Annotated in this window: 16 protein-coding genes; 6 read left to right on the forward strand and 10 right to left on the reverse strand. The window is 71.4% G+C overall.

Translation table 11 applies throughout. The features are described 5' to 3' along the window. Nucleotides 1-56: 56 nt before the first annotated feature. From TR46_RS00905 to TR46_RS00915, 3 genes are read right to left on the reverse strand one after another with little or no spacing between them, the layout of a single operon-like run. Entirely contained in the window at nucleotides 57-2360 is a 2304-nt protein-coding gene (locus tag TR46_RS00905) for an FtsX-like permease family protein (protein WP_042391932.1), read from the reverse strand. After that, on the reverse strand, nucleotides 2360-3082 hold the full coding sequence (locus TR46_RS00910) for an ABC transporter ATP-binding protein (protein ID WP_042392219.1): 723 nt from the start codon (nucleotides 3080-3082) through the stop codon (nucleotides 2360-2362). The genes TR46_RS00905 and TR46_RS00910 overlap by 1 nt, the downstream gene beginning before the upstream one ends. 32 nt (nucleotides 3083-3114) lie before the next feature. After that, nucleotides 3115-3642 carry a PadR family transcriptional regulator gene (locus TR46_RS00915; protein WP_042391934.1) on the reverse strand — a complete coding sequence of 176 codons (528 nt, stop codon included), beginning with the start codon at nucleotides 3640-3642 and terminating at the stop codon, nucleotides 3115-3117. A gap of 94 nt (nucleotides 3643-3736) precedes the next feature. Between TR46_RS00915 and TR46_RS00920 the strand changes: the two genes are divergently transcribed. Beyond that, nucleotides 3737-4384, forward strand: a complete 648-nt coding sequence (locus TR46_RS00920) for a class I SAM-dependent DNA methyltransferase (protein WP_152626242.1) — start codon at nucleotides 3737-3739, stop codon at nucleotides 4382-4384. A 113-nt stretch (nucleotides 4385-4497) separates the two neighbouring features. Here the strand turns inward: TR46_RS00920 and TR46_RS00925 are convergent, their stop codons facing one another. The 5 genes from TR46_RS00925 to TR46_RS00945 all read right to left on the reverse strand — a co-directional run bounded on the left by TR46_RS00925 (nucleotide 4498) and on the right by TR46_RS00945 (nucleotide 11180). Then, nucleotides 4498-6003, reverse strand: a complete 1506-nt coding sequence (locus TR46_RS00925) for an RICIN domain-containing protein (RefSeq protein ID WP_084717684.1) — start codon at nucleotides 6001-6003, stop codon at nucleotides 4498-4500. A gap of 47 nt (nucleotides 6004-6050) precedes the next feature. Continuing rightward, nucleotides 6051-7802 (reverse strand): glycoside hydrolase family 35 protein, encoded by a 1752-nt coding sequence (locus TR46_RS00930; protein WP_042391940.1) that lies wholly within the window; start codon nucleotides 7800-7802, stop codon nucleotides 6051-6053. Nucleotides 7803-7898: 96 nt separating this feature from the next. After that, entirely contained in the window at nucleotides 7899-9269 is a 1371-nt protein-coding gene (locus tag TR46_RS00935) for an extracellular solute-binding protein (protein WP_042391944.1), read from the reverse strand. Between the two features lie 133 nt (nucleotides 9270-9402). Continuing rightward, entirely contained in the window at nucleotides 9403-10335 is a 933-nt protein-coding gene (locus TR46_RS00940) for a carbohydrate ABC transporter permease (protein WP_042391946.1), read from the reverse strand. Further along, on the reverse strand, nucleotides 10332-11180 hold the full coding sequence (locus TR46_RS00945; RefSeq protein WP_236655159.1) for a carbohydrate ABC transporter permease: 849 nt from the start codon (nucleotides 11178-11180) through the stop codon (nucleotides 10332-10334). The genes TR46_RS00940 and TR46_RS00945 overlap by 4 nt, the downstream gene beginning before the upstream one ends. A gap of 316 nt (nucleotides 11181-11496) precedes the next feature. On the opposite strand from TR46_RS00945, the gene TR46_RS00950 reads away from it, so the two are divergent. Next, the gene (locus tag TR46_RS00950; RefSeq protein ID WP_042391950.1) at nucleotides 11497-12543 is read left to right on the forward strand and encodes a LacI family DNA-binding transcriptional regulator; all 1047 of its coding nucleotides are present in this window, start codon (nucleotides 11497-11499) and stop codon (nucleotides 12541-12543) included. A 74-nt stretch (nucleotides 12544-12617) separates the two neighbouring features. Here the strand turns inward: TR46_RS00950 and TR46_RS00955 are convergent, their stop codons facing one another. Continuing rightward, nucleotides 12618-13820 carry an FAD-dependent oxidoreductase gene (locus TR46_RS00955; protein WP_042391959.1) on the reverse strand — a complete coding sequence of 401 codons (1203 nt, stop codon included), beginning with the start codon at nucleotides 13818-13820 and terminating at the stop codon, nucleotides 12618-12620. A 113-nt stretch (nucleotides 13821-13933) separates the two neighbouring features. Here TR46_RS00955 and TR46_RS00960 point away from each other — a divergent pair, with 113 nt between their 5' ends. From TR46_RS00960 to TR46_RS00975, 4 genes are read left to right on the forward strand one after another with little or no spacing between them, the layout of a single operon-like run. Continuing rightward, nucleotides 13934-14545, forward strand: a complete 612-nt coding sequence (locus tag TR46_RS00960; RefSeq protein ID WP_369405972.1) for a PadR family transcriptional regulator — start codon at nucleotides 13934-13936, stop codon at nucleotides 14543-14545. Nucleotides 14546-14559: 14 nt separating this feature from the next. Continuing rightward, entirely contained in the window at nucleotides 14560-15423 is an 864-nt protein-coding gene (locus tag TR46_RS00965) for an AraC family transcriptional regulator (protein WP_042391963.1), read from the forward strand. Nucleotides 15424-15442: 19 nt separating this feature from the next. Then, the gene (locus TR46_RS00970; protein WP_042391965.1) at nucleotides 15443-16192 is read left to right on the forward strand and encodes an AzlC family ABC transporter permease; all 750 of its coding nucleotides are present in this window, start codon (nucleotides 15443-15445) and stop codon (nucleotides 16190-16192) included. Continuing rightward, nucleotides 16189-16500 (forward strand): AzlD domain-containing protein, encoded by a 312-nt coding sequence (locus TR46_RS00975; RefSeq protein WP_042391966.1) that lies wholly within the window; start codon nucleotides 16189-16191, stop codon nucleotides 16498-16500. The genes TR46_RS00970 and TR46_RS00975 overlap by 4 nt, the downstream gene beginning before the upstream one ends. A gap of 118 nt (nucleotides 16501-16618) precedes the next feature. Here the strand turns inward: TR46_RS00975 and TR46_RS00980 are convergent, their stop codons facing one another. After that, nucleotides 16619-18601 (reverse strand): M3 family metallopeptidase, encoded by a 1983-nt coding sequence (locus tag TR46_RS00980; protein ID WP_042391967.1) that lies wholly within the window; start codon nucleotides 18599-18601, stop codon nucleotides 16619-16621. Between the last annotated feature and the right edge of the window lie 31 nt (nucleotides 18602-18632).

Consider the following 18632-nt stretch of genomic DNA (forward strand, 5'->3'; position numbering starts at 1 on the left):
GGGGGGGGGGGGGGGGGGCCCGCCCCCCCTGCCCGCCCCTGTCCGGATCGGCCCGCCTACTCGAACTGTGCGTTCGAGGGCGCGGTCAGTCTGCCGAGCAGCGGCAGCGCCGTCAGGATCGCCAGCACCGAGGCCAGCAGCCCGGCGCCCATCAGCGCGAAGTAGGCGCCGTCCGGCGCGGCCAGATGGGCGTGCTGCGGGACCAGCGCCAGCACCAGCGGCAGCGACGTGCCGAAGCCGATCACTCCGGCCACCACGGTCGCGGTGAGCAGCGGCAGCATGGATTCCAGCACCACCGCCCGGTACAGCGTCGGCGTCGGCGTTCCGCTCAGCCGCAGCAGGGTGAACGGCCGCCTGCGCTCGACCAGGCTCCCGCCGACGGACACCGCCAGACTGCACCCGGCGACCAGGACGGTCAGCCCGACCAGCACCTCGATGACCCGTTCGGCGGCCCTGAGCAGCCCGGCCCGGGCCTGGCCGACCTCGCCGAAGGTCTGCGGGGGCTGGGTGACACCGTTGGCGGACAGGTAGGTGGACAGCAGGGTGCGGATCTGTTCGAGGGTGTCCGAGCTGTCCACCTTGACCAGCACGGTGCGCAGGTCCAGCTGCGAGACGTCGATGGTCCCGGTGGCGCTGGCACTGGTGACCAGCGGCAACTGCCGCTCCAGGGAGAGCAGGTTGTCGTCCTGGAGCGCCCTGAAGTCCGCCTTGACGTCCTGGGCCCCCGGCGCGCACTGCCCGAGGGCGCTGAGCTCGCGCAGATCGGCGCAGGCGACGATCTCCCCGCCGCTGCCGCGGGCCGGCGTCGTGGAGACGGCACTGTCCGAGTAGATCGGCACCACGGTCGTCCCGGGGAAGGAGCGCAGTCGGCCGAGCAGCGGGACGGCGGTCTGCGGGGACAGTCCGAGGGCGCCGGGGGCCGGCCCGGCCGCTGTGCCCGGACCGTTGTCCGGCCCGGGTTTCGAGGTGGCGTCGACCGCGAAGCCGGCCTGCAGCACCTGGGTCAGCGACCCGGCGGATCCGCTGTTCTGCCCGTCGACCACTGACGGCACCAGGCCGCCGATGGCCGTCCCCACCAGGACCGCCAGCACCAGCCCGCTCACCGCCCGGAAGGCCGCCTTGGGGTTGTCCGCCAGCCGTCGGGCGGCCAGCAGCGCGGCGGGACCCCTGGTGAGCCTGGCCAGGCCCCGGGCCACCTGCAGGGTGAGCCAGGAGCCGCTGAGGATCAGCCCGGCCATGATCAGCAGCACCCCGAGCTGGGCCAGTGCCAGCGCCGAACTGCTGGGCCCGCTCGTCGACTTGTTCTGGAATCCGAGGATCACCAGCGGCCCGACGAAGATGACCAGGCCGAGCAGCAGCGGTGCCAGCCGCCAGGCCCCGGGAGCGGGCGGCGTCGCCCGGCGGCTGGTGCCCAGCGGGGAGACGCGTACCCGCCGCAGCGACCAGAGCGCGGCCGTCGCGGAGGCCAGCGGCACGACGACGACCACGGCGGCGTAGTCCGCCGCGGTGGGGTGCACCACCGCGGGGAAGAACCGCGAGCCGGTCACCGCGAGGTCGTTGACCCCGGAGCGGATCAGCTGGAAGACGCCGATGCCCAGCAGCGTGCCGAGCAGCGCGCCGACGGCGGAGTCCACCGAGGCGATCACATTGATCTGCCGGGGCGTCGCGCCGACCAGGCGCATCGCGGCGTAGCGCTCCTCGCGCCGGGCGGCGGCGAGCCGGGTGGCCGTGCTGATCAGGATCAGCAGCGGGAACAGCACCGCGATCGTGCCCAGGCGGAAGCCGTACTGGTAGATGTTGGAGGTGCTGATGTCGCTGTGCTTGGTCGCGACCCGGGTGACGTACTCGGTGCCGGAGTCGGCGGCGAGCTGCGCGGGGGTGTGGCCGACGACCACCACCAGCTGCTCCGGTCCGGTGAGCGCGGCATCGCCGATCAGCCCGGACTGGGTGCCGGGGAACCTGTCGCCGAGCTGGTCGGCGGGGACCGTGCGGAGCAGCGCCGCCAGTGCCGGGGAGACCACGAACTGCCCGGCGCCCGGCAGCTGCCGCAGGCCGGGGATGGTCGGTGCGTCGGGGCCCAGTGGGGCGACGTCAAGCCGCTCCACGGTCTTGCCGTGGAAGTAGTCGTCGCTGACGTTCCACAGCGTGCCGGAGCCGGGGATGGCGGCGGTGCTGCTCACCGCGGTGCCGTGGGTGCACTCCCAGCACTGCCGGTCCATCAGGGTCTGGTAGCCGCGGTAGTCGGCGAGGATCGACAGCACCACCGCGACGCCCAGGGCGACGGCGGCGACGATGGCGGCCAGACGCACCAGCGCCTCCCTGCCGCCCTGGAGCGAGAGCCGGAGGCCGAGGCGGAGCATCAGCGGCCGCCTTCCACCGGGAACGGGCTGGTCACCAGGCCGTCGCGGACCATGATCTCGCGGTCGGCGTAGGCGGCGACCCGGGCGTCATGGGTGACCAGCACCACCGTGGTGCCCTCGGCCCGGGCCAGGTCGGTGAGCAGGTCCATGACGCGCTCGCCGGTGAGCGAGTCCAGGGAGCCGGTCGGCTCGTCCGCGAACACCACCCGCGGGTGGATCACCAGTGCCCTGGCGATGGCGACGCGCTGTGCCTGGCCGCCGGAGAGCTCACCGGTGCGCCGGCCGCCCAGCCCGTCCAGCTCCAGCCGGTTCAGCCAGTCGTCGGCCTTGCGGTAGGCGTCCTTGCGGTCGTCCCGGTTGAACAGCAGCGGCAGCGCGATGTTGTCGGCGACCGTCAGTTCCGGTACCAGCTGGCCGAACTGGAAGACGAACCCGAAGGCGGTGCGGCGCAGCTCGGTCCGCCTGTTCTCGTTCAGCAGGTCCAGCCTGCCGCCGTCGAACCACACCTCGCCGCGGTCCGGCCGGAAGATCCCGGCCAGGCAGTGCAGCAGCGTCGACTTGCCCGAACCGCTGGGGCCCATCACGGCCACGATCTCGCCCGGGTCGACCGCCAGGTCGGCGCCCTGCAGCGCGGGCGTGCTGCCGAAGGAGCGGTACAGGCCCCGGGCCTCGATCAGCGGGCCGCCGCCGTCGCCGGTCCCGCCGGGGGAGGGGACGGTCAGCGACTTCCCGGGCTTCGGGTACTCTGCGGCGCTCATGACGCGGCCACCATGTCCGCGAGGGTGCTGAGCCGGGCACCGGTGAGGTCGATCCAGCGCAGGTCGGCCTCCAGATGGAACAGCCGGTGGTCGGCGAGCAGCGCGTCGACCGGGTCGCCGCTGCGACGAAGGGCCGTCAGTTCGCGCATCCGCTTGAGGTGCGAGGCGCGCTGGGCGTTGAGGTAGCCCTCGGCGTCGCGTCCCAGCATCAGCGCCAGCACGACCTTGACGAACAGTACGGTCTGCAGATTGGGGTCGCCGTCCACCGGCTCGGCCAGCCAGGACTCGACCTCGTTCCGGCCGGCCGGGGTGATCGCGTAGCGCTTGCGGTCCGGGCCGCTGCCGGCCTCGTTCTCCCCGGCGACGACCTTGCCGTCGCGGGCGAGCCGCCCGAGGGTCGAGTAGACCTGGCCGGGGGGAAGGGCCTTGCCCCGGACGAAGAAGGTGTCGTAGTCGCGCTTGAGGTCGTATCCATGGCTCGGCTCGCGGTCGAGCAGCCCCAACAGGGTCAGCGGAACACTCATGGCGTTACCGTACGCCGAGTATGGATACTGCGTCTATACACTCGGTATCTACATCCGAATATTGCGCTCAGCGGCCCCCCGGTAAGGTCTGCGCATGGCTGAGCCGACTCATCTGACCGAGATCCGCGCCTCCTACGACACCGTCGCCGAGTCCTACGCCGGGCTGGTGGGCCCGGCCTTCGAGAACGACCTGCTGGGGCGTTCGACGATGGCCGCGTTCGCCGAGCTGGTACTGGCCGGCGGCGACCGCCCCGTCCTCGACGCGGGCTGCGGGCCAGGACATGTGACGGCCCATCTGCACACCCTGGGCCTGGACGCCTTCGGCGTCGAGCTGTCACCGGTGATGGTCGGGGTGGCCCGGCGGACGCACCCCGGTCTGCGATTCGACGTCGGCACGATGACCGCCCTGGACCTGCCCGACGGCGGGCTCGGGGGAGTCGTCGCCTGGTACTCGACCGTGCACACCCCCACGGAGGAACTGCCGGTGGCGTTCCGCGAGTTCCACCGGGTGCTGGCCCCCGGCGGCCACGTGCTGCTCGGCTTCCACGTCGGCGACGAGAAGCGCCGCAAGGACCAGGGCTACGGCCATCCCATGTCCCTCGACCTCTACCTGCGCCCACCGGAACTGATCGCCGAACTGGCCACCGCCGCCGGCCTGGTGCTGGACGCCACCCTGCTCAGGGACCTGCAGGGGCCCGGAGCCCCGCAGGCCTGCCTGCTGCTCCACCGACCGGGCGGATGAGGACGCCAGGGATCAGGCCGACCCGACCGTCAGCTCCGCGTGGAGGCACCCCTCTGCGGCCCGGTCGCCCGCCCCGGCAAGGGGACGGGTGACCGGGCCGCAGGGAGCAAGGTTCAGTTCAGGGTCCAGGACTGGTTGCTGCCGCCGTTGGCGGCCCACTGGTCGACCACCGCGCCGGCCGTGGTGGACTGGCCGCTGACGTCGACGGTCCAGCCGCTCTTCAGGTTGACCAGCACGTAGGTGGTGTCGGTGGAACTGGTCCAGCTGCCGGTGGAGGCCAGCGCCCACTGCTGGTTGGTCCCGCCGTTGCAGGTCCAGATGTCCAGCTGGGTGCCCTGGGCCAGCGAGCTGTTCGGCACCTCCAGGCACTTGCCGGAGGCAGTGCCGGTCAGCGTGTAGACATTGCCGGAGACCCGGGTCGGCGCCCACTTCTGGTTGCCGCCGCCGGTCGCGGTCCACTGGATGATGTGCGCCCCGTTGGCCGTGGAGCCGCTGCTGACGTCCATCAGCAGACCGCTGTTGGCGGCGGTGAGGGTTCGGGTGGCGGCGGTCGGGTTGGAGGTGCCGGACCAGGCGCCGGTGGTGACGTCCAGGGTCCAGCTGTTCTGCCAGCCCACCGAGACGGTGGTGCCGCTCAGCGTCAGCGGCAGCCAGACCATGGGCGAGGCACCCAGGTCGCCGGTGGTCCAGCGGTCGCCGGCGTAGATGTAGGTGGTCCCCGAACTGCCCTGCACCGGGATGATGTTGGCGGTCTGGGTGGTGTAGGTCCGGGTGCCCGCCGGGGCGAAGGTGCGGAACGCGGACCAGGTCCCGGTCAGCGAGGTGGCGGTGGCGTAGACGTTGTCGTTGGCGCTCCAGCCGCTGAGGTGCGAGCCCAGCAGGTAGTAGACGCCGTTGGCCTTGACCATGGCCGGAGCCTCGTAGTCGGCGAAGACCTGGACCGAGGAGACCACGCTGAGGTAGTCGCCGGAGAGCTTGTCGATGCGCAGGCCGTTGGCGCGGTCCTCGCTCAGCAGGTAGCCGGTGCCGTCGGTGTCCTGGAACAGCCCGATGTCCCGGCTCTGGAAGCCCAGCGGCTGTGAGCTGCCGAGATAGCTGTAGGCGCCGCAGGGGGTGCTGCTGGTGGCGACGCCCACCTTGGCCTCGCTGTAGCCGGCGTTGTCGATGTGCAGGTACATCACGTACATGCCGGTGCTGCTGTTGTAGATGACCTTGGGGCGCTCCACCACGCGGTTCGGGCCGAGGTCCCCGCTGCTCTGCTCGCTCAGCGCGGCGCCCTGGTAGGTCCAGTGGGACAGGTCGGTGGAGCTGTAGCAGTTGACGGACTGGAAGGCGGCGTCGGACGAGCTCTCGCCGGACTTGTTCTCGCCGAAGCCGTACCAGGTGGAGCCGACCTTGATGATGCCGAGGCCGTGCATCTGCAGGGCGTTGCCGGAGCTGTCGTTCCAGGCGCTGCCGGGGGTGAACGTGCTGCTGGTGTCCGCGAAGGCGGCCTGCGCCGGCAGCAGTACGGCGAGGCCGCCGATCGCGGCGGTGGTCAGGACGGTGGCGAGGGCGGTGACGAGGGTGCACAGGAGGGCGCGTAGGCGCCGGGTGGGGGTCAGGACGAGCCTGGACATGACGGTCCCTCCAACGGTGTGCCGGGTGGGGTGGTGGTTCCTTGGCGCTACTCCTCGGTGGGCCCGAGGTCGGCGACCTCGCGCAGGTCGACGGTGCGGCCGGTGGAGCCGTGGAGTTCGAGCAGGACGATCTCGTTGGCTCCGGGCCGCAGCACGGGGGCGGGCACGTACAGCGAGCGCTGCGGCCCGCGGGACCAGTAGCGGCCCAGGTTGAAGCCGTTGACCCAGGCGATGCCCTTGGTCCAGCCGTCCAGGTGCAGATGGCTGTCGGCTGAACGGTCGGCCTGGAAGGTGCCCCGGTGCAGCACCGGCCCGGGGACGGGGACGTCGGGGGCCGGGCCGAAGGCGAAGGGGGCGAGGTCGTCCAGCGGCAGCGGCAGGCTTGACCATTCGTCAGCCGGCTTGCCGTTGACCGTCACCGGGCCGATCAGGCCCTTGCGGTCGTGCAGGGCCGCCCCGTAGTTGACCCGCCCCTGGTTCTCCACCAGCACCCGCAGCTCCGCCCCGCCGTCGGGCACGGTGAAGACCAGGGTGTGCTCGTGGTTCTCGCGCTCCAGGACGCCCACCGGCTGCCCGTCCAGGAAGACCTGGGCGCGGTCGCGCACGGCGCCGACGGTGAGCCGGGTCGGTCCGGGCGTCCGCAGCCGGGTGGTGTAGAGCACGAAACCGAAGCTCTGCCCCAGCTCCTCCATGGTCAGCGGACGGTCGCCGGAAACCGGGGTGCCGAGGGCCGGGAGGTCGGCGAACAGCGGTGCCTGCTCGGTGAGTTCGATGCCGGACCGGGCGAACTTGGCGGAGGGCGCCGGGACCGGCTGCTCGGGCACCGACGCATGCCGGGCGATGACCTCGCGGAAGGCACGGTACTTGGGAGTGGCGTCGCCGGCCTCGTCGAGCGGGGCGTCGTAATCGTAGGAGGTGATGGTGGCGCGGTAGTCGCCCTTGTCGTTGGCGCCGTTGGTGAAGCCGAAGTTGGTGCCGCCGTGGAACATGTAGAAGTTCACCGACGCACCGGCGGACAGCATCTCGTCCAGGGTCCGGGCGGCGTCGGCGGCCGGGCGGACGGTGTGCTTGCCGCCCCAGCGGTCGAACCAGCCGTTCCAGAACTCGGTGCACATCAGCGGCCCGGTCGGCTGCTGCGCACGCAGCGCAGCCAGCCCGCGTTCCGCGCCGGAGCCGAAGTTGACGGTGCGCAGCACCCCGTCCAGGCCGCCGCCGGCCAGGTCGCCCGGCTGGTCGGAGGTGAACAGCGGGACGTCGACGCCGCGCTTGACCAGGGCCTGGGCCAGCCGGGTCAGATAGCCGGCGTCCTCGCCGAAGGCGCCGTACTCGTTCTCCAACTGGACGGCGATGACCGGTCCGCCGCGGGTGGACAGGTACGGCAGGACGGCGGGCAGCAGCCGGTCCAGGTAGTCGTCGGTCGCGGCCACGAAGCCCGGGTGGGTGGTGCGCAGCTCCATGGTGGGGTCGGCCAGCAGCCAGGACGGCAGCCCGCCGCCCTCCCACTCGGCGCAGATGTAGGGTCCGGGCCGCAGCAGTACGTGCAGCCCCTCCGCCGCGGCCAGCTCCAGGAAGCGCGGCAGGTCCAGGATGCCGTCCAGGGAGAACACGTCCGGACGCGGGGCGTGCAGGTTCCAGGGGACGTAGGTGTCGACGGTGTTGAGGCCCATCAGCCGGGCCTTGTGCAGCCGGTCGGCCCACTGCTCGGGGTGGACCCGGAAGTAGTGCAGTCCGCCGGAGAGGATGCGGAACGGCTGGCCGTCCAGGTGGAATCCGTCATCGGTGATGTCGAGTATGGCCACGGTTGTCTGGCTCCGCTATCGGTACAGGGGCGGTCGGGGCGGGGTCCGGCCGCCCGTGGTGGGCGGCCGGAGGGATGGGCGGCCGGTGCGCGGTGCTCAGCCGTTGGCCACGGTGAAGCCCTGCTGGGTACCGTACTGGGAGATGCCGGTCTGCCAGGTCCCGAGTGCGGCGGACAGGTCGCTGCCGTTGGTGATGGCCTGGCCGATGCTGTCCTTGAAGATCGAGTTGGCGTAGACCTGGTAGGGCAGGTACTGCCAGCCCGCGGCGACCGCCTTGGAGGAGGCGGCGAAGACCTGGTTGGCCTTCTGCCCGTTGAAGAAGGGGAAGGTCTGGTCCAGGAAGGTGGAGCTGTTCAGCAGGGCCGTGGTGGCCGGGAACAGCCCGATGCTGTTGAGCGAGGCGGCGCCCTCGGCGCTGGAGTTGAGCCAGGCGGCGAAGGCCGCGGCGGCGGCCTTGTGGGTGCTGGTGGAGACCACCGCGTCGGAGGAGCCCCCGTTCTCCGCCGAGACGTTGTCACCCGCGGTCCACTGCGGCACCGGTGCGACGCCCCACTTGCCCTTGGTGTTGGCGATGGTGGTCTCCAGCGAACCCGGGGCCCAGGCGCCGGCGATCCACATCGCGTACTTGCCGCTGCCCATGCTCTTCCACCAGTCGGTGGTCCAGCCGGGGGTGGGGTCGACCAGCTTCTTGGAGAGCAGCGAGGTCCACATGGACGAGAACTTGGCCGAGCCGCTGTCCTTGAGGTTGACGTTGACCGAGGTGGAGCCGGTGGTCTGGAAGGGCTTGCCGCCGGCCTGCCAGATCAGGCTGTCGACGCCGCCGGCGTCGCCCGGGTCGATCGAGGTGATGTAGTGGGTCGGGTCGGCCGCGTGGATCTTGGCGGCGTCGGCCGCGAACTCGGCCCAGGTGGTGGGCGCGGTCAGGCCCAGGCTCTTGAAGATGTCGGTGCGGTAGAACATCGTCAGCGGCCCGGTGTCCTGCGGGTAGCCGTAGATGCCGCCCTGCAGCGCGACCTGGTCCCAGGCCGAGGCCGTGTAGCCCGACTTCAGCGAGGCGGCGCCGTACTGGGTCAGGTCGACGACCTGCTTGGACAGGGCGAACTGCGGCAGCGCGAAGTACTCGATCTGGGCCACGTCCGGGGCGCCGCTGCCGGCCTTGATCGCGGTCTGCAGCTTGGTGTACTCGGCGGCGGACTGGCCCGCGTTCACCACATTGACCTTGATGTTCGGGTACTTCTTCTCGAACGCGTTCACCGTGGTCTGGATGCTCGGCACCCAGGTCCAGAAGGTGAGCGTGGTCGGGGTGTTGAGCGCGTCGGCGGCCGAGGACCCGGCGGCGGCCGGGTTGGCGGCCCCGTTCCCGGAGGAGCTGCTGCTGCAGGCCGCGGTCAGCGAGAGGGCCAGCGCGGCGGACAGTGCCAGCACCGTACGGGTCCGCAAGCGGGATGATCTGCGCGTGGTGTCCATCTGGGATGGTCTCCTGTCGGGAGGGTGAGGGTTTTCGATGGAGTGTCAGGACGTGTCAGGGCGTTTCGGGACGTGCTGGACCGCACCGGTGGGCTCGGGTGGGACGCCGGGACCGGTGGGGGATCAGGGGGTGCTACTGCTTGACGCTGCCCGCGGCCAGGCCCGACTGCCAGTAGCGCTGCAGCAGCAGGAAGGCGACCACCAGCGGCACCACCGCCAGCAGGCTGCCGGTGATCACCATCGGGTAGAGGTCCAGGGTGGCGCCGGTCTGCGGTCCGGTGGTCTGGGAGTTCCACTGGCTCAGGCCGACGGTGAGCGGGAACCACTTGGGGTTGTTCAGCACGATCAGCGGCAGGAAGTAGTTGTTCCAGGTCGCCACCAGCGTGAACAGCAGCACCGTGACGAAGCCGGGGGCCAGCAGCCGCAGCGAGATGGTGAAGAAGGTCCGCAGCTCGCTCGCGCCGTCGATCCGGGCCGCCTCCAGCAGCGAGTCGGGCACCGCCTCCAGGGCGTAGACCCGCATCAGGTAGAGCCCGAACGGGCTGGCCAGCGCCGGGATGATGACGGCCCAGGGGGTGTTCACGATGCCGATCTTGCTGAACAGCAGATAGGTCGGCACCGCGAGCGCCGTGGTCGGCACCGTGATGGCGCCGATCACCATCCCGAAGACCATCCGCTTGCCGCGGAAGGAGTACTTCGCCAGCCCGTACCCGCCGAGCGCGGCCAGCGCGGCCGCGCCGCCGGCGCCGACGACGGCGTAGAGCACGGTGTTGCCGAGCCAGCGGACATAGATGCCGTTGTCGTACGTCAGCACCTCATGGACGTTGTGGAAGAAGGAGAAGCCGTTCCCGAACCACAGGCCGAAGCTGGAGAACAGCGACTGGCTGTTCTTGGTGCTGCTCATCACCAGCCACAGCAGCGGCACCAGGGTGTAGGCCAGCATCAGCACCATGGCGACGGTCAGCGACGTACTGGCCCGGCTGCGCGGCCTGGCCGGGCGCTGGCGCGGACGGCGGGACGGGGTGGCCACGGGCGGCCGGTCGGGGGCGGTGGTTGCAGCGCTCACAACGCACGCTCCTGTCGGTTGGTCCACAGCTGGACGGCGTAGGCGACGACGGCGGTGACGCCGCCGAGGACCACGGCGATGGCGGCGGAGTAGTTGTACTCCTGGCCGTTGAAGGCGAGGTTGAAGGCGTACATGTTGGGCGTGTAGTTGGTGGTGATCACGCCGGGGGCCAGCGCCTGGAGCACATTGGGCTCGTTGAACAGCTGGAAGCTGCCGATGATCGAGAAGATGGTGCACAGCAGCAGGGCCTGCCGCAGCGCCGGGATCTTGATGCTGACCGCCTTGCGGATCTCACCCGCCCCGTCCACCTCCGCGGCCTCGTAGAGCTCGTAGGGGACCGAGCGCAGCGCCGCGTACAGGATCAGCATGTTGTAGCCGGTGTACTCCCAGGTGGTGATGTTGCCGATGGAGGCGAGCATCCAGGAGTGCGAGAGCAGGTCCGGGAGCGGGATGCTCAGATCACTGCCGATCTGGTGCACCAGGCCGAACCGCGGACCGTAGATGTAGCCCCACATCAGGGCCGCCACCACGGCGGGGACCGCGTAGGGGATGAAGATCCCGATGCGGAACAGCGCGGCCCAGCGCAGCCGGCCGCTGTCCAGTGCCAGCGCGGCGAGCAGCGCCATCCCCAGCATCACCGGGACCTGGACCGCCAGGAAGATCGCGACCCGGATCAGCCCGGTGTGCAGCAGCGCGTCCGAGAGGGCGCGGCTGTAGTTGTCCAGGCCCACGAAGACATTGCCGCCGACCAGGCCCTGCCGGAACAGGCTCAGGTAGGCCGCGTACAGCAGCGGTGCGGCGATCGCGAAGGCGAAGGCCAGCAGGAACGGGCTCACGAAGAGCATCCCGTACCTGCCGGGGCGTGGTGCCCTTCGGCGGCGGAGCCGGGGTTGGAGGGTTTCGCTCGTCACAGCTGGGTCCATTTCGCAGACATGTTTACGCAAACACGGTCCATGTGTCGATGAGTGTGTGCCAGCCGCATCGAAGGCGTCAAGGCTCGTTGCCGAAAAATTTCCAGCAGGAGTCGGCACCGCGAACAGCCTGGCGGAACCATCCGAATACGGACCAAACGCCGGAGGGCAGGCCGGTTCCGTGGTGGCTCGGAAGCATTGCCGGGGCTGCCGTGGGCTGGATACGATGTTGACGTAAACATCACGAGAGGTGAGACGTGTGACAGAGGCCCGCAAGGTGACGCAGACCGTCAAGCCGCCCTCCCAGGCGGACGTCGCGGCGCTGGCCGGGGTCTCGAGCCAGACCGTGTCCCGGGTCGCCAATGAACGCAGCAACGTGGACGAGGAGACCCGGCAGCGGGTCCTCTCCGCGATGCAGGTGCTGGGGTACCGGCCCAACAGCGCCGCACGCGCCCTGGTGACCGGCCGGTTCCGGATGATCGGCGTGATCAGCTTCAGCCTCAGCGCCCATGGCAACAGCCGTACCCTGCAAGCCATTTCGGAGGCCGCGCAGACAGCCGGCTACTCGGTGAACCTGGTCGGACCCGAGTCCCAGACCGGGGGAGCGATGCGCAAGGCGTTCTCCAAACTGGCGGGCCAGGGCGTGGACGGCATCATCATGATCGAGGCGCAGATCCTGGACCACCCCGACCTGCGGCTGCCCACCGGGGTCCCGGTGGTGGTCGCCGACGGGGACCCGGACCAGCGCCACCCCTCGGTGGACAACAACCAGGCGGCCGGCGCCGAAGCCGCCACCGCCCATCTGCTGGGTCTGGGCCACCGCACCGTCTGGCACCTGGCCGGACCGCAGGACTCCTTCTCGGCGCGGCGCCGCGCGGCCGCCTGGTACAGCACCCTCAAGCGGGCCGGGGCGCCGATCCCGGCCGTGCTCTACGGCGACTGGTCGGCGGACTCCGGCTATCTGATCGGCCGCCGGCTGGCCGAGGACAAGGACGTCACCGCGGTCTTCGCGGCCAACGACCACATGGCGCTGGGGTTGATCAAGGCCCTGCGCGAGGCGGGCCGGGAGGTCCCCCGCGACGTCAGCGTGATCGGCTACGACGGCATCCCGGAGTCGGGCTTCTTCCATCCGCCGCTCACCACCGTGCACCAGGACTTCGAGCAGGTCGGACGGCTGTGCGTGTCGCTGCTGCTGGAGCAGCTCGCCGAGGACCACCGGCCGGGCGGCGAGGTGCGCAGCGTGGTCACCCCGCAGCTGGTGGTACGGGAGAGCACCGCGCCGCCGCCGGCCGGCTGAAGCCGAAGGCGCCCCGGAAGCCGAGGTCGGCTTCCGGGGCGCCGGTGTACCGGTGAGGTGCCGGTGACGATCGGTCAGGCGGTGACCGGGGCATTCCAGTCGATCCGGTGGTCGAACACCCAGGCCATCTTCTCCGGCTTGTTGATCCTGCCGAACAGCCGCATCATCATGGCGAAGACCACCCGCCCGGCCGGCCCCGCCGCCTTGGCGCTGTTCTTGTGGGTGGTCTCCCTGATCACCCGCTCCACCCGGGGCCGGCGCAGCTGCTCGTAGGCGGCGAAGGCCTCCTGGTGGGGCAGGTCGCGCAGGCAGCGGGCCAGTTCCACGGCGCTCTCGATGGACAGTGAGGCGCCCTGCCCCGAGCTGGACGAGGGCGCGTGCGCCGAGTCGCCGACCAGGACCATCCGGCCCCGGCTCCACACCGGCACCCGCGGCGGCATGTTCTCCACCGGGCCGACCACGATCAGGTCCTCCGGGGCGGTACGGCCGATCAGCTCCCGCGCCGGAGTGCGGTCGTCGGCGAACTTCGAGCTCAGCAGCCGCAGCCACTCCTCCGACGGGGTCTGCTTCGTCTCGGCCGCCGAGACCGCCTCCGGGTGCGGGAGGTTGACGAACCAGATGGCCGAGGCGTCGTCGAGCACCTGGTAGCCCAGGAAGGCCTGCTTGCCGAAGCTCATGTTCATCTTGGAGCGGGTCGACGGCGTGGTGCTCCCCTGTACCTGGGCGCCGAAGCTGATCAGCCCGGCGTAGGAGGGGCCGGGCGCGTCCGGGTCGATCAGGGTGCGCACGGTGGAGCGGATGCCGTCGGCGCCGATCAGGATGTCCGCGGTGGCCGTCGTCCCGTCGGCGAAGTGCGCCGTGACGCCGTCGGCCGTGTCCACCGCGTCGACCAGGCGCTTGCCGTGCTCGATGCGGATCCCGCGGCGCTCGGTCTCCCCGTACAGCGTGGTGTAGAGGTCGGCGCGCCAGACCAGCTGCATCGGCGGGACGCCGGGCGGGTTGCCGAACTCGGCGAGGCGCCGGCCGGCCCAGTCCTGCATCACGATGCCGGTCATCGGGACGCCGAGCGGCCGGAGCAGCTCCCCGAGGCCGACGGCGTCCAAGGCGTCCTGCCCGTTGGGGGCGATGGTCATGCCGCCGCCCTTGCCGTCCGCGGTGCCGGTGTAGGCCTCGAAGACGGTGGCTTCGATACCGGCCTGCTGCAGGGCCATGGCGGCGATCGGGCCGGCGATGCCTCCGCCGATGACCAGGGCGGTGCGGGTGTCTCGCGTACTCATGACTGCTTCCCATCCTTCGTCCGTGCTCTCGCGTCGATGGATTGATAGTCGCACTGGAACTAGTCTCAAGTCAACTAGTATCGACGGGGCTAGTCCGCGCTAGGATGTCCCGTATGGACACCCCCACCCCCGTGCGCAGTTCGCCGCTGGCGCTCACCGTGCTGTCCCTGCTGGCCTACAAGCCGCTGCACCCCTACGGGATCCAGCGGCTGATCAAGCAGTGGGGCAAGGACCAGGTCGTCAACGTCGGCCAGCGGGCCGGCCTCTACCGGACCATCGACCGGCTGCTCGCCGCCGGGCTGATCGCGGTCCGGGAGACCGGCCGGGACCAGCAGTACCCCGAGCGCACCGTCTACGAGGTCACCGAGCAGGGCCGGGCGACGGCGCGGTCCTGGCTGGTCGAGATGCTGCGCACGCCCAAGCAGGAGTACCCGGAGTTCCCCGCCGCGCTGTCGCAGCTGCTGCTGCTGGAACCGGCGGAGATGCTGGCGGCGCTGGAAGCGCGCCGCGAACTGGTGGCGGCCTCGGTGCGCGACATGGACGCCGCCGCGGCGGCGGAGGCCGAGCGCGGGCTGCCGCGGATCACCGCCCTGGAGGGCGAGTACCTGCGGGCCGTCACCGCGGCCGAGCTGACCTGGCTGGACGGGGTGCTCGACGACCTGCGCGCGGGGCGCCTCGCGTACTCGACCGAGAAACTGCTGGCCTTCGCGGACCAGCTGGAGTAGGCGGGGCCGCCGTCATGACCGCTGCAGTCAGGGGATCCAACTCCCAGGAGCGCGCCCACTACTGGACCCACCCGGCGCTCCCCGAGGTCGACCTGCTCGACGCCTCCTACGTCCGGCACTCCTTCGGCAAGCACACCCATGCGACCTATGTGATCGCCGCGATCACCACCGGCGTCGAGGCGTTCCACTACCGGGGCCGGCTGGAGGTCGCGGGGGCCGGCAGCCTCGCCCTGGTCGACCCGGACACCCTGCACACCGGGCAGGCCGGCGACCCCGGCGGCTGGAGCTACCAGGTGGTCTACCCGAGTGTGGAACGGATGTCAGCGGTCGCCGCCGACCTGGGCGCCGGCTCCGGGACGCTGGGGTTCAACAGCCCCGTCGCGGTGGACGAGGAGTTGAACCAGCTGGTCCAGCGGGTGCACCGGGCCGCCGGGCAGAACCAGGTCCTCGCCGCGAGCACGCTGCTGGAGCTGGCGCTGGCCCGGGTGGTCCGCGGCCACGCCCGGGGCCGCAGCCCGGACCGGCAGCCTCCCGCCGACGGGCTGCGCGCGGCGCAACAGGCCAGGGACCTGCTGGTGGCCCGGATCGCCGACCCGCCCACCCTGGACGAGCTCGCCGCCGCGGTCCAGGCCCGACCGTTCCCGCTGCTGCGCGCCTTCCGCAGCGTGTACGGGCTGCCGCCGCACGCCTGGCTGACCCAGCACCGGGTCGGATCGGCCCGTCGGCTGCTGGACGCCGGCACCATGCCGGCCGAGGCCGCCGTCACCGTCGGCTTCGTCGACCAGGCACATCTGACCAGGCACTTCCGCCGGATCGTCGGCGTACCGCCCGGGGCGTACCAGCGGGCGCGCAGGAACGTACAAGCCCTGGAGCCGTGACCGGGGGCAGCATGGCGGCATGATCGCCCGCCAGCGCAACCGGCAGCCCGCTTCGGCCCCCACCGCCGCCCCTCCGCCGCCCGTCACGGACCGCACGGTCGTTCGGGACGCCCTCGGCGTCGGCCTCGCCATCGGAGCGTCCGGGCTGGCCTTCGGCGTGGCCGGCGTCACCGCGCATCTGACGGTCTGGCAGACCTGCGCACTCAGCCTGCTGGCCTTCACCGGGGCCTCCCAGTTCGCCCTGGTCGCGGCGCTGGCGGCGGGCGCCGCCCCGATGGCCGGCGTGGCCGGGGCGCTCTTCCTCAGCGTCCGCAACTCCCTGTACGGTCTTCGCCTCGGTCCCCGGCTGGAGCTGCCCCGGCTGCTCCGCCCGCTGGCGGCCCAGGGCGTGATCGACGAGACCACCGCCGTCGCCATGGTCCAGCCGGACCGGCGCAGCACCCGGATCGGCTTCGCCGTCACCGCCGTCAGCCTCTATCTGACCTGGAACCTCACCACCCTGGTCGGCGCCCTCGGCGCCGGCGCTCTGGGCGACTCCTCCCGCTTCGGGCTGGACGCCGCCGGCCCGGCCGTCTTCCTGGCCCTGCTCGGACCGCAGCTGCGGGCGGCGGGGGAGACCCGCTCGGTGGCGCTGCTGGGAGCTGCACTGGCGCTGGGCGCGAGCCTGGTGCTGCCGGCCGGACTGCCGGTGCTCGCCGCCGTCGCCGCCGTACCGATCGCGGGCCTGCTGCGCGGGTCGCGGAAGAGCGGGAGCGAGGAGGCATCGTGAACGTCTGGAGCGCCGTACTGGTCCTGTCCGCGGGCTGCTACCTGCTGAAACTTCTGGGCCTCTCGATCCCGGCCGGACTGCTGGACCGCCCCGCCGTGCGCCGTTTCGCCGCGCTCGCCCCCGTCGCCCTGCTGGCCGCACTCACGGCGCTGCAGACCTTCGGCCACGGCGCCCACGGATTGGCGCTGGACGCACGAGCCCTCGGCCTGGCCGCCGCCGGAATCGCCCTGTGGCGCCGGGCGCCCTTCCTGGTGGTGGTCCTGGTGGCCGTGGTCGCCACCGCAGCGGTGCGGCTGCTGCCCGGGTGAGCACGCCCGCCCGCGCCCCTCGGGTGCAACGTCCCCGCAGCGCGCCGGTTCCACCGGTTGCACCCCGGGGCGCGGGGAACCGCGCGACGAGTCAGGGACGCGTCGCAGTCAAGGCCGGTCAGAGACCTCCGAGGCCGCGGAGATAGGCATCATGGTTCGGTGCCCGGCCGAGGAAGTCCCGAACCAGCTGGTCGCCGTCCACGGTGCCACCGCGTTCCAGCACGGTCCGCCGGAAGGCAAGTCCTGGCCCGGGATCGGTCGTCCCAGCCTCGGTCGGCCCGGCCTCGGTGAACCTGGTGTACATGTCGTCGCCCAGGGTCTGCGACCACAGGTAGCCGTAGTAGCCAGCCTCGTAGCCGAAGAGGTGACTGAAGCGGGACTGGAAGTGGGTGCCCTCCAGGTGGGTGAACCCGTACCTCTCGGAGACCTCCTTGAGGACGGCGGTGGAGTCCCCGTCGAAGCCCGGCGAGTGGTAGGCCAGATCGAGGGCGGAGAAGTACAGCTGACGCATCGTCGCCAGGCCGGAGTCGACGTTCTTCGCCGCGACCATCCCGGCCAGCAGCTGCTCCGGAAGGGCTTCGCCGGACTCGTGGTGACGGGCGAAACGGCGCAGCACCGCCGGATCCCAGCACCAGTGCTCCAGCATCTGCGCCGGTGCCTCCACGAAGTCCACCTCCGTCTCGGAGCCGGAGAAGCGCGCCCGCTGGACGCGGGTCAGCGTCCCGTGCAGGACATGGCCGAACTCGTGGAAGAGGCCGACCACCTCCGAGTGCCGCAGCAGCGAGGGGCGGTCCGCGGTCGGCCGGCCGAAGCCGGCGGTGATGGCCGCCACCGGTCGCTGGTAGCCGCCGTCCGCCAACGACCGTCCGGCCCTGAGGGTGTAGCAGGTCGGATGCCCGTCCTTGCCGCGCCGGGAGAACAGGTCCACGAAGAAGTACCCGAGCGGTTCGGCGTCAATCGCGTCCTGCGCGTCGGTGATCGCGTAGGCGCGCACGTCCGGATGCCACACCGGGGCGTCCGGCAGCTCGTGGAAGCGCACCGCGAACAGCTCCTGGACCAGCGTGAACAGCCCGTCGAGGCAGGCGTCCAGCGGGAAGTAGGCCGCCACCTCAAGGGCGTCGACCGCGAACGCGGTGCGCTTCAGCTGGTTGACCGCGAAGGAGTGGTCCCAGCGGTGCAGCTCCCGAGTGCCGACGGCCGCCTCGTTGGCGTCGGCGAGCAGCACCAGGTCCTTCTCCGCCTTGGCGGCGACCCTGGCGTGCAGATCGTCGACGAAGGCCGCGGCGGCCTCCCGGGTCCTGGCCATCCGCGGCTCGACGGCGTAGTCGGCCCAGGAGTCGTAGCCGAGGGTGCGGGCGATCTCGGCCCGTGCGGCGAGGGCCCGTTCCAGCCGGGCCACGTTCTCGGAGCCGCCCTTGCGGAAGTCCTTCCCCATCAGCTCGCGCCGACGCTCCGAGGAGCGGGCGTTGGCCATGAACGGCTGAAACTCCGGGGGCTCCAGTGAGACCCGGTAGCGGCCGTCGACGGTTTCCAGGCCGTCGATGAAGGAGTCCGGCAGGCCGTCCAACTCCTCCCGGTCGACCTCGATGGCGTCCTCCCAGGTGGCCAGCGCCTCGACGTACCGGGAGCCGAGTCCGACCAGTTCGTCGAAGAGCCCGCGCAGCCGCCGCCGTTCGCCCGCCGAGAGCTCGAAGCCGTTGCGCCGGTAGTCGCGCAGGGTGTGCTCCAGCAGCCGGGCGTCCTCACCGGTCAGCGCCGCGGCCTCGGCGCTGACCGCGAACTCGGTGACCGCGCGGTGGAGCTCCTCGTCGAACCCGAGCCCGACCCGGTGCTTGCCCAGCCGCTCCTCCCACTCCTGCGCCGCGTCGCGCAGGGACTCGTCGACGGCGACCTGGGCCATGAACGTCCAGGCGCTGATCGCCGCCGCCAGCGACTGCTCGGCGTCCTCCAGGGCCAGCATCGTGTTGGCGTACGTACGCTGCGACGCCGGCACGGCGACGATGGCTGCGACGCCGGCGTCGCACGCCGTGACGGCGGCCCGGCAGGCTTCGTCCAGCAGTTCTGGGGTGAGACCGGAATAGTCAGGGAGGCCAGGGATCATGCCCGCGATACTAGATGAACTATCTTTCAGG

The organism is Streptacidiphilus carbonis (assembly GCF_000787775.1).
GTDB lineage: Bacteria > Actinomycetota > Actinomycetes > Streptomycetales > Streptomycetaceae > Streptacidiphilus > Streptacidiphilus carbonis.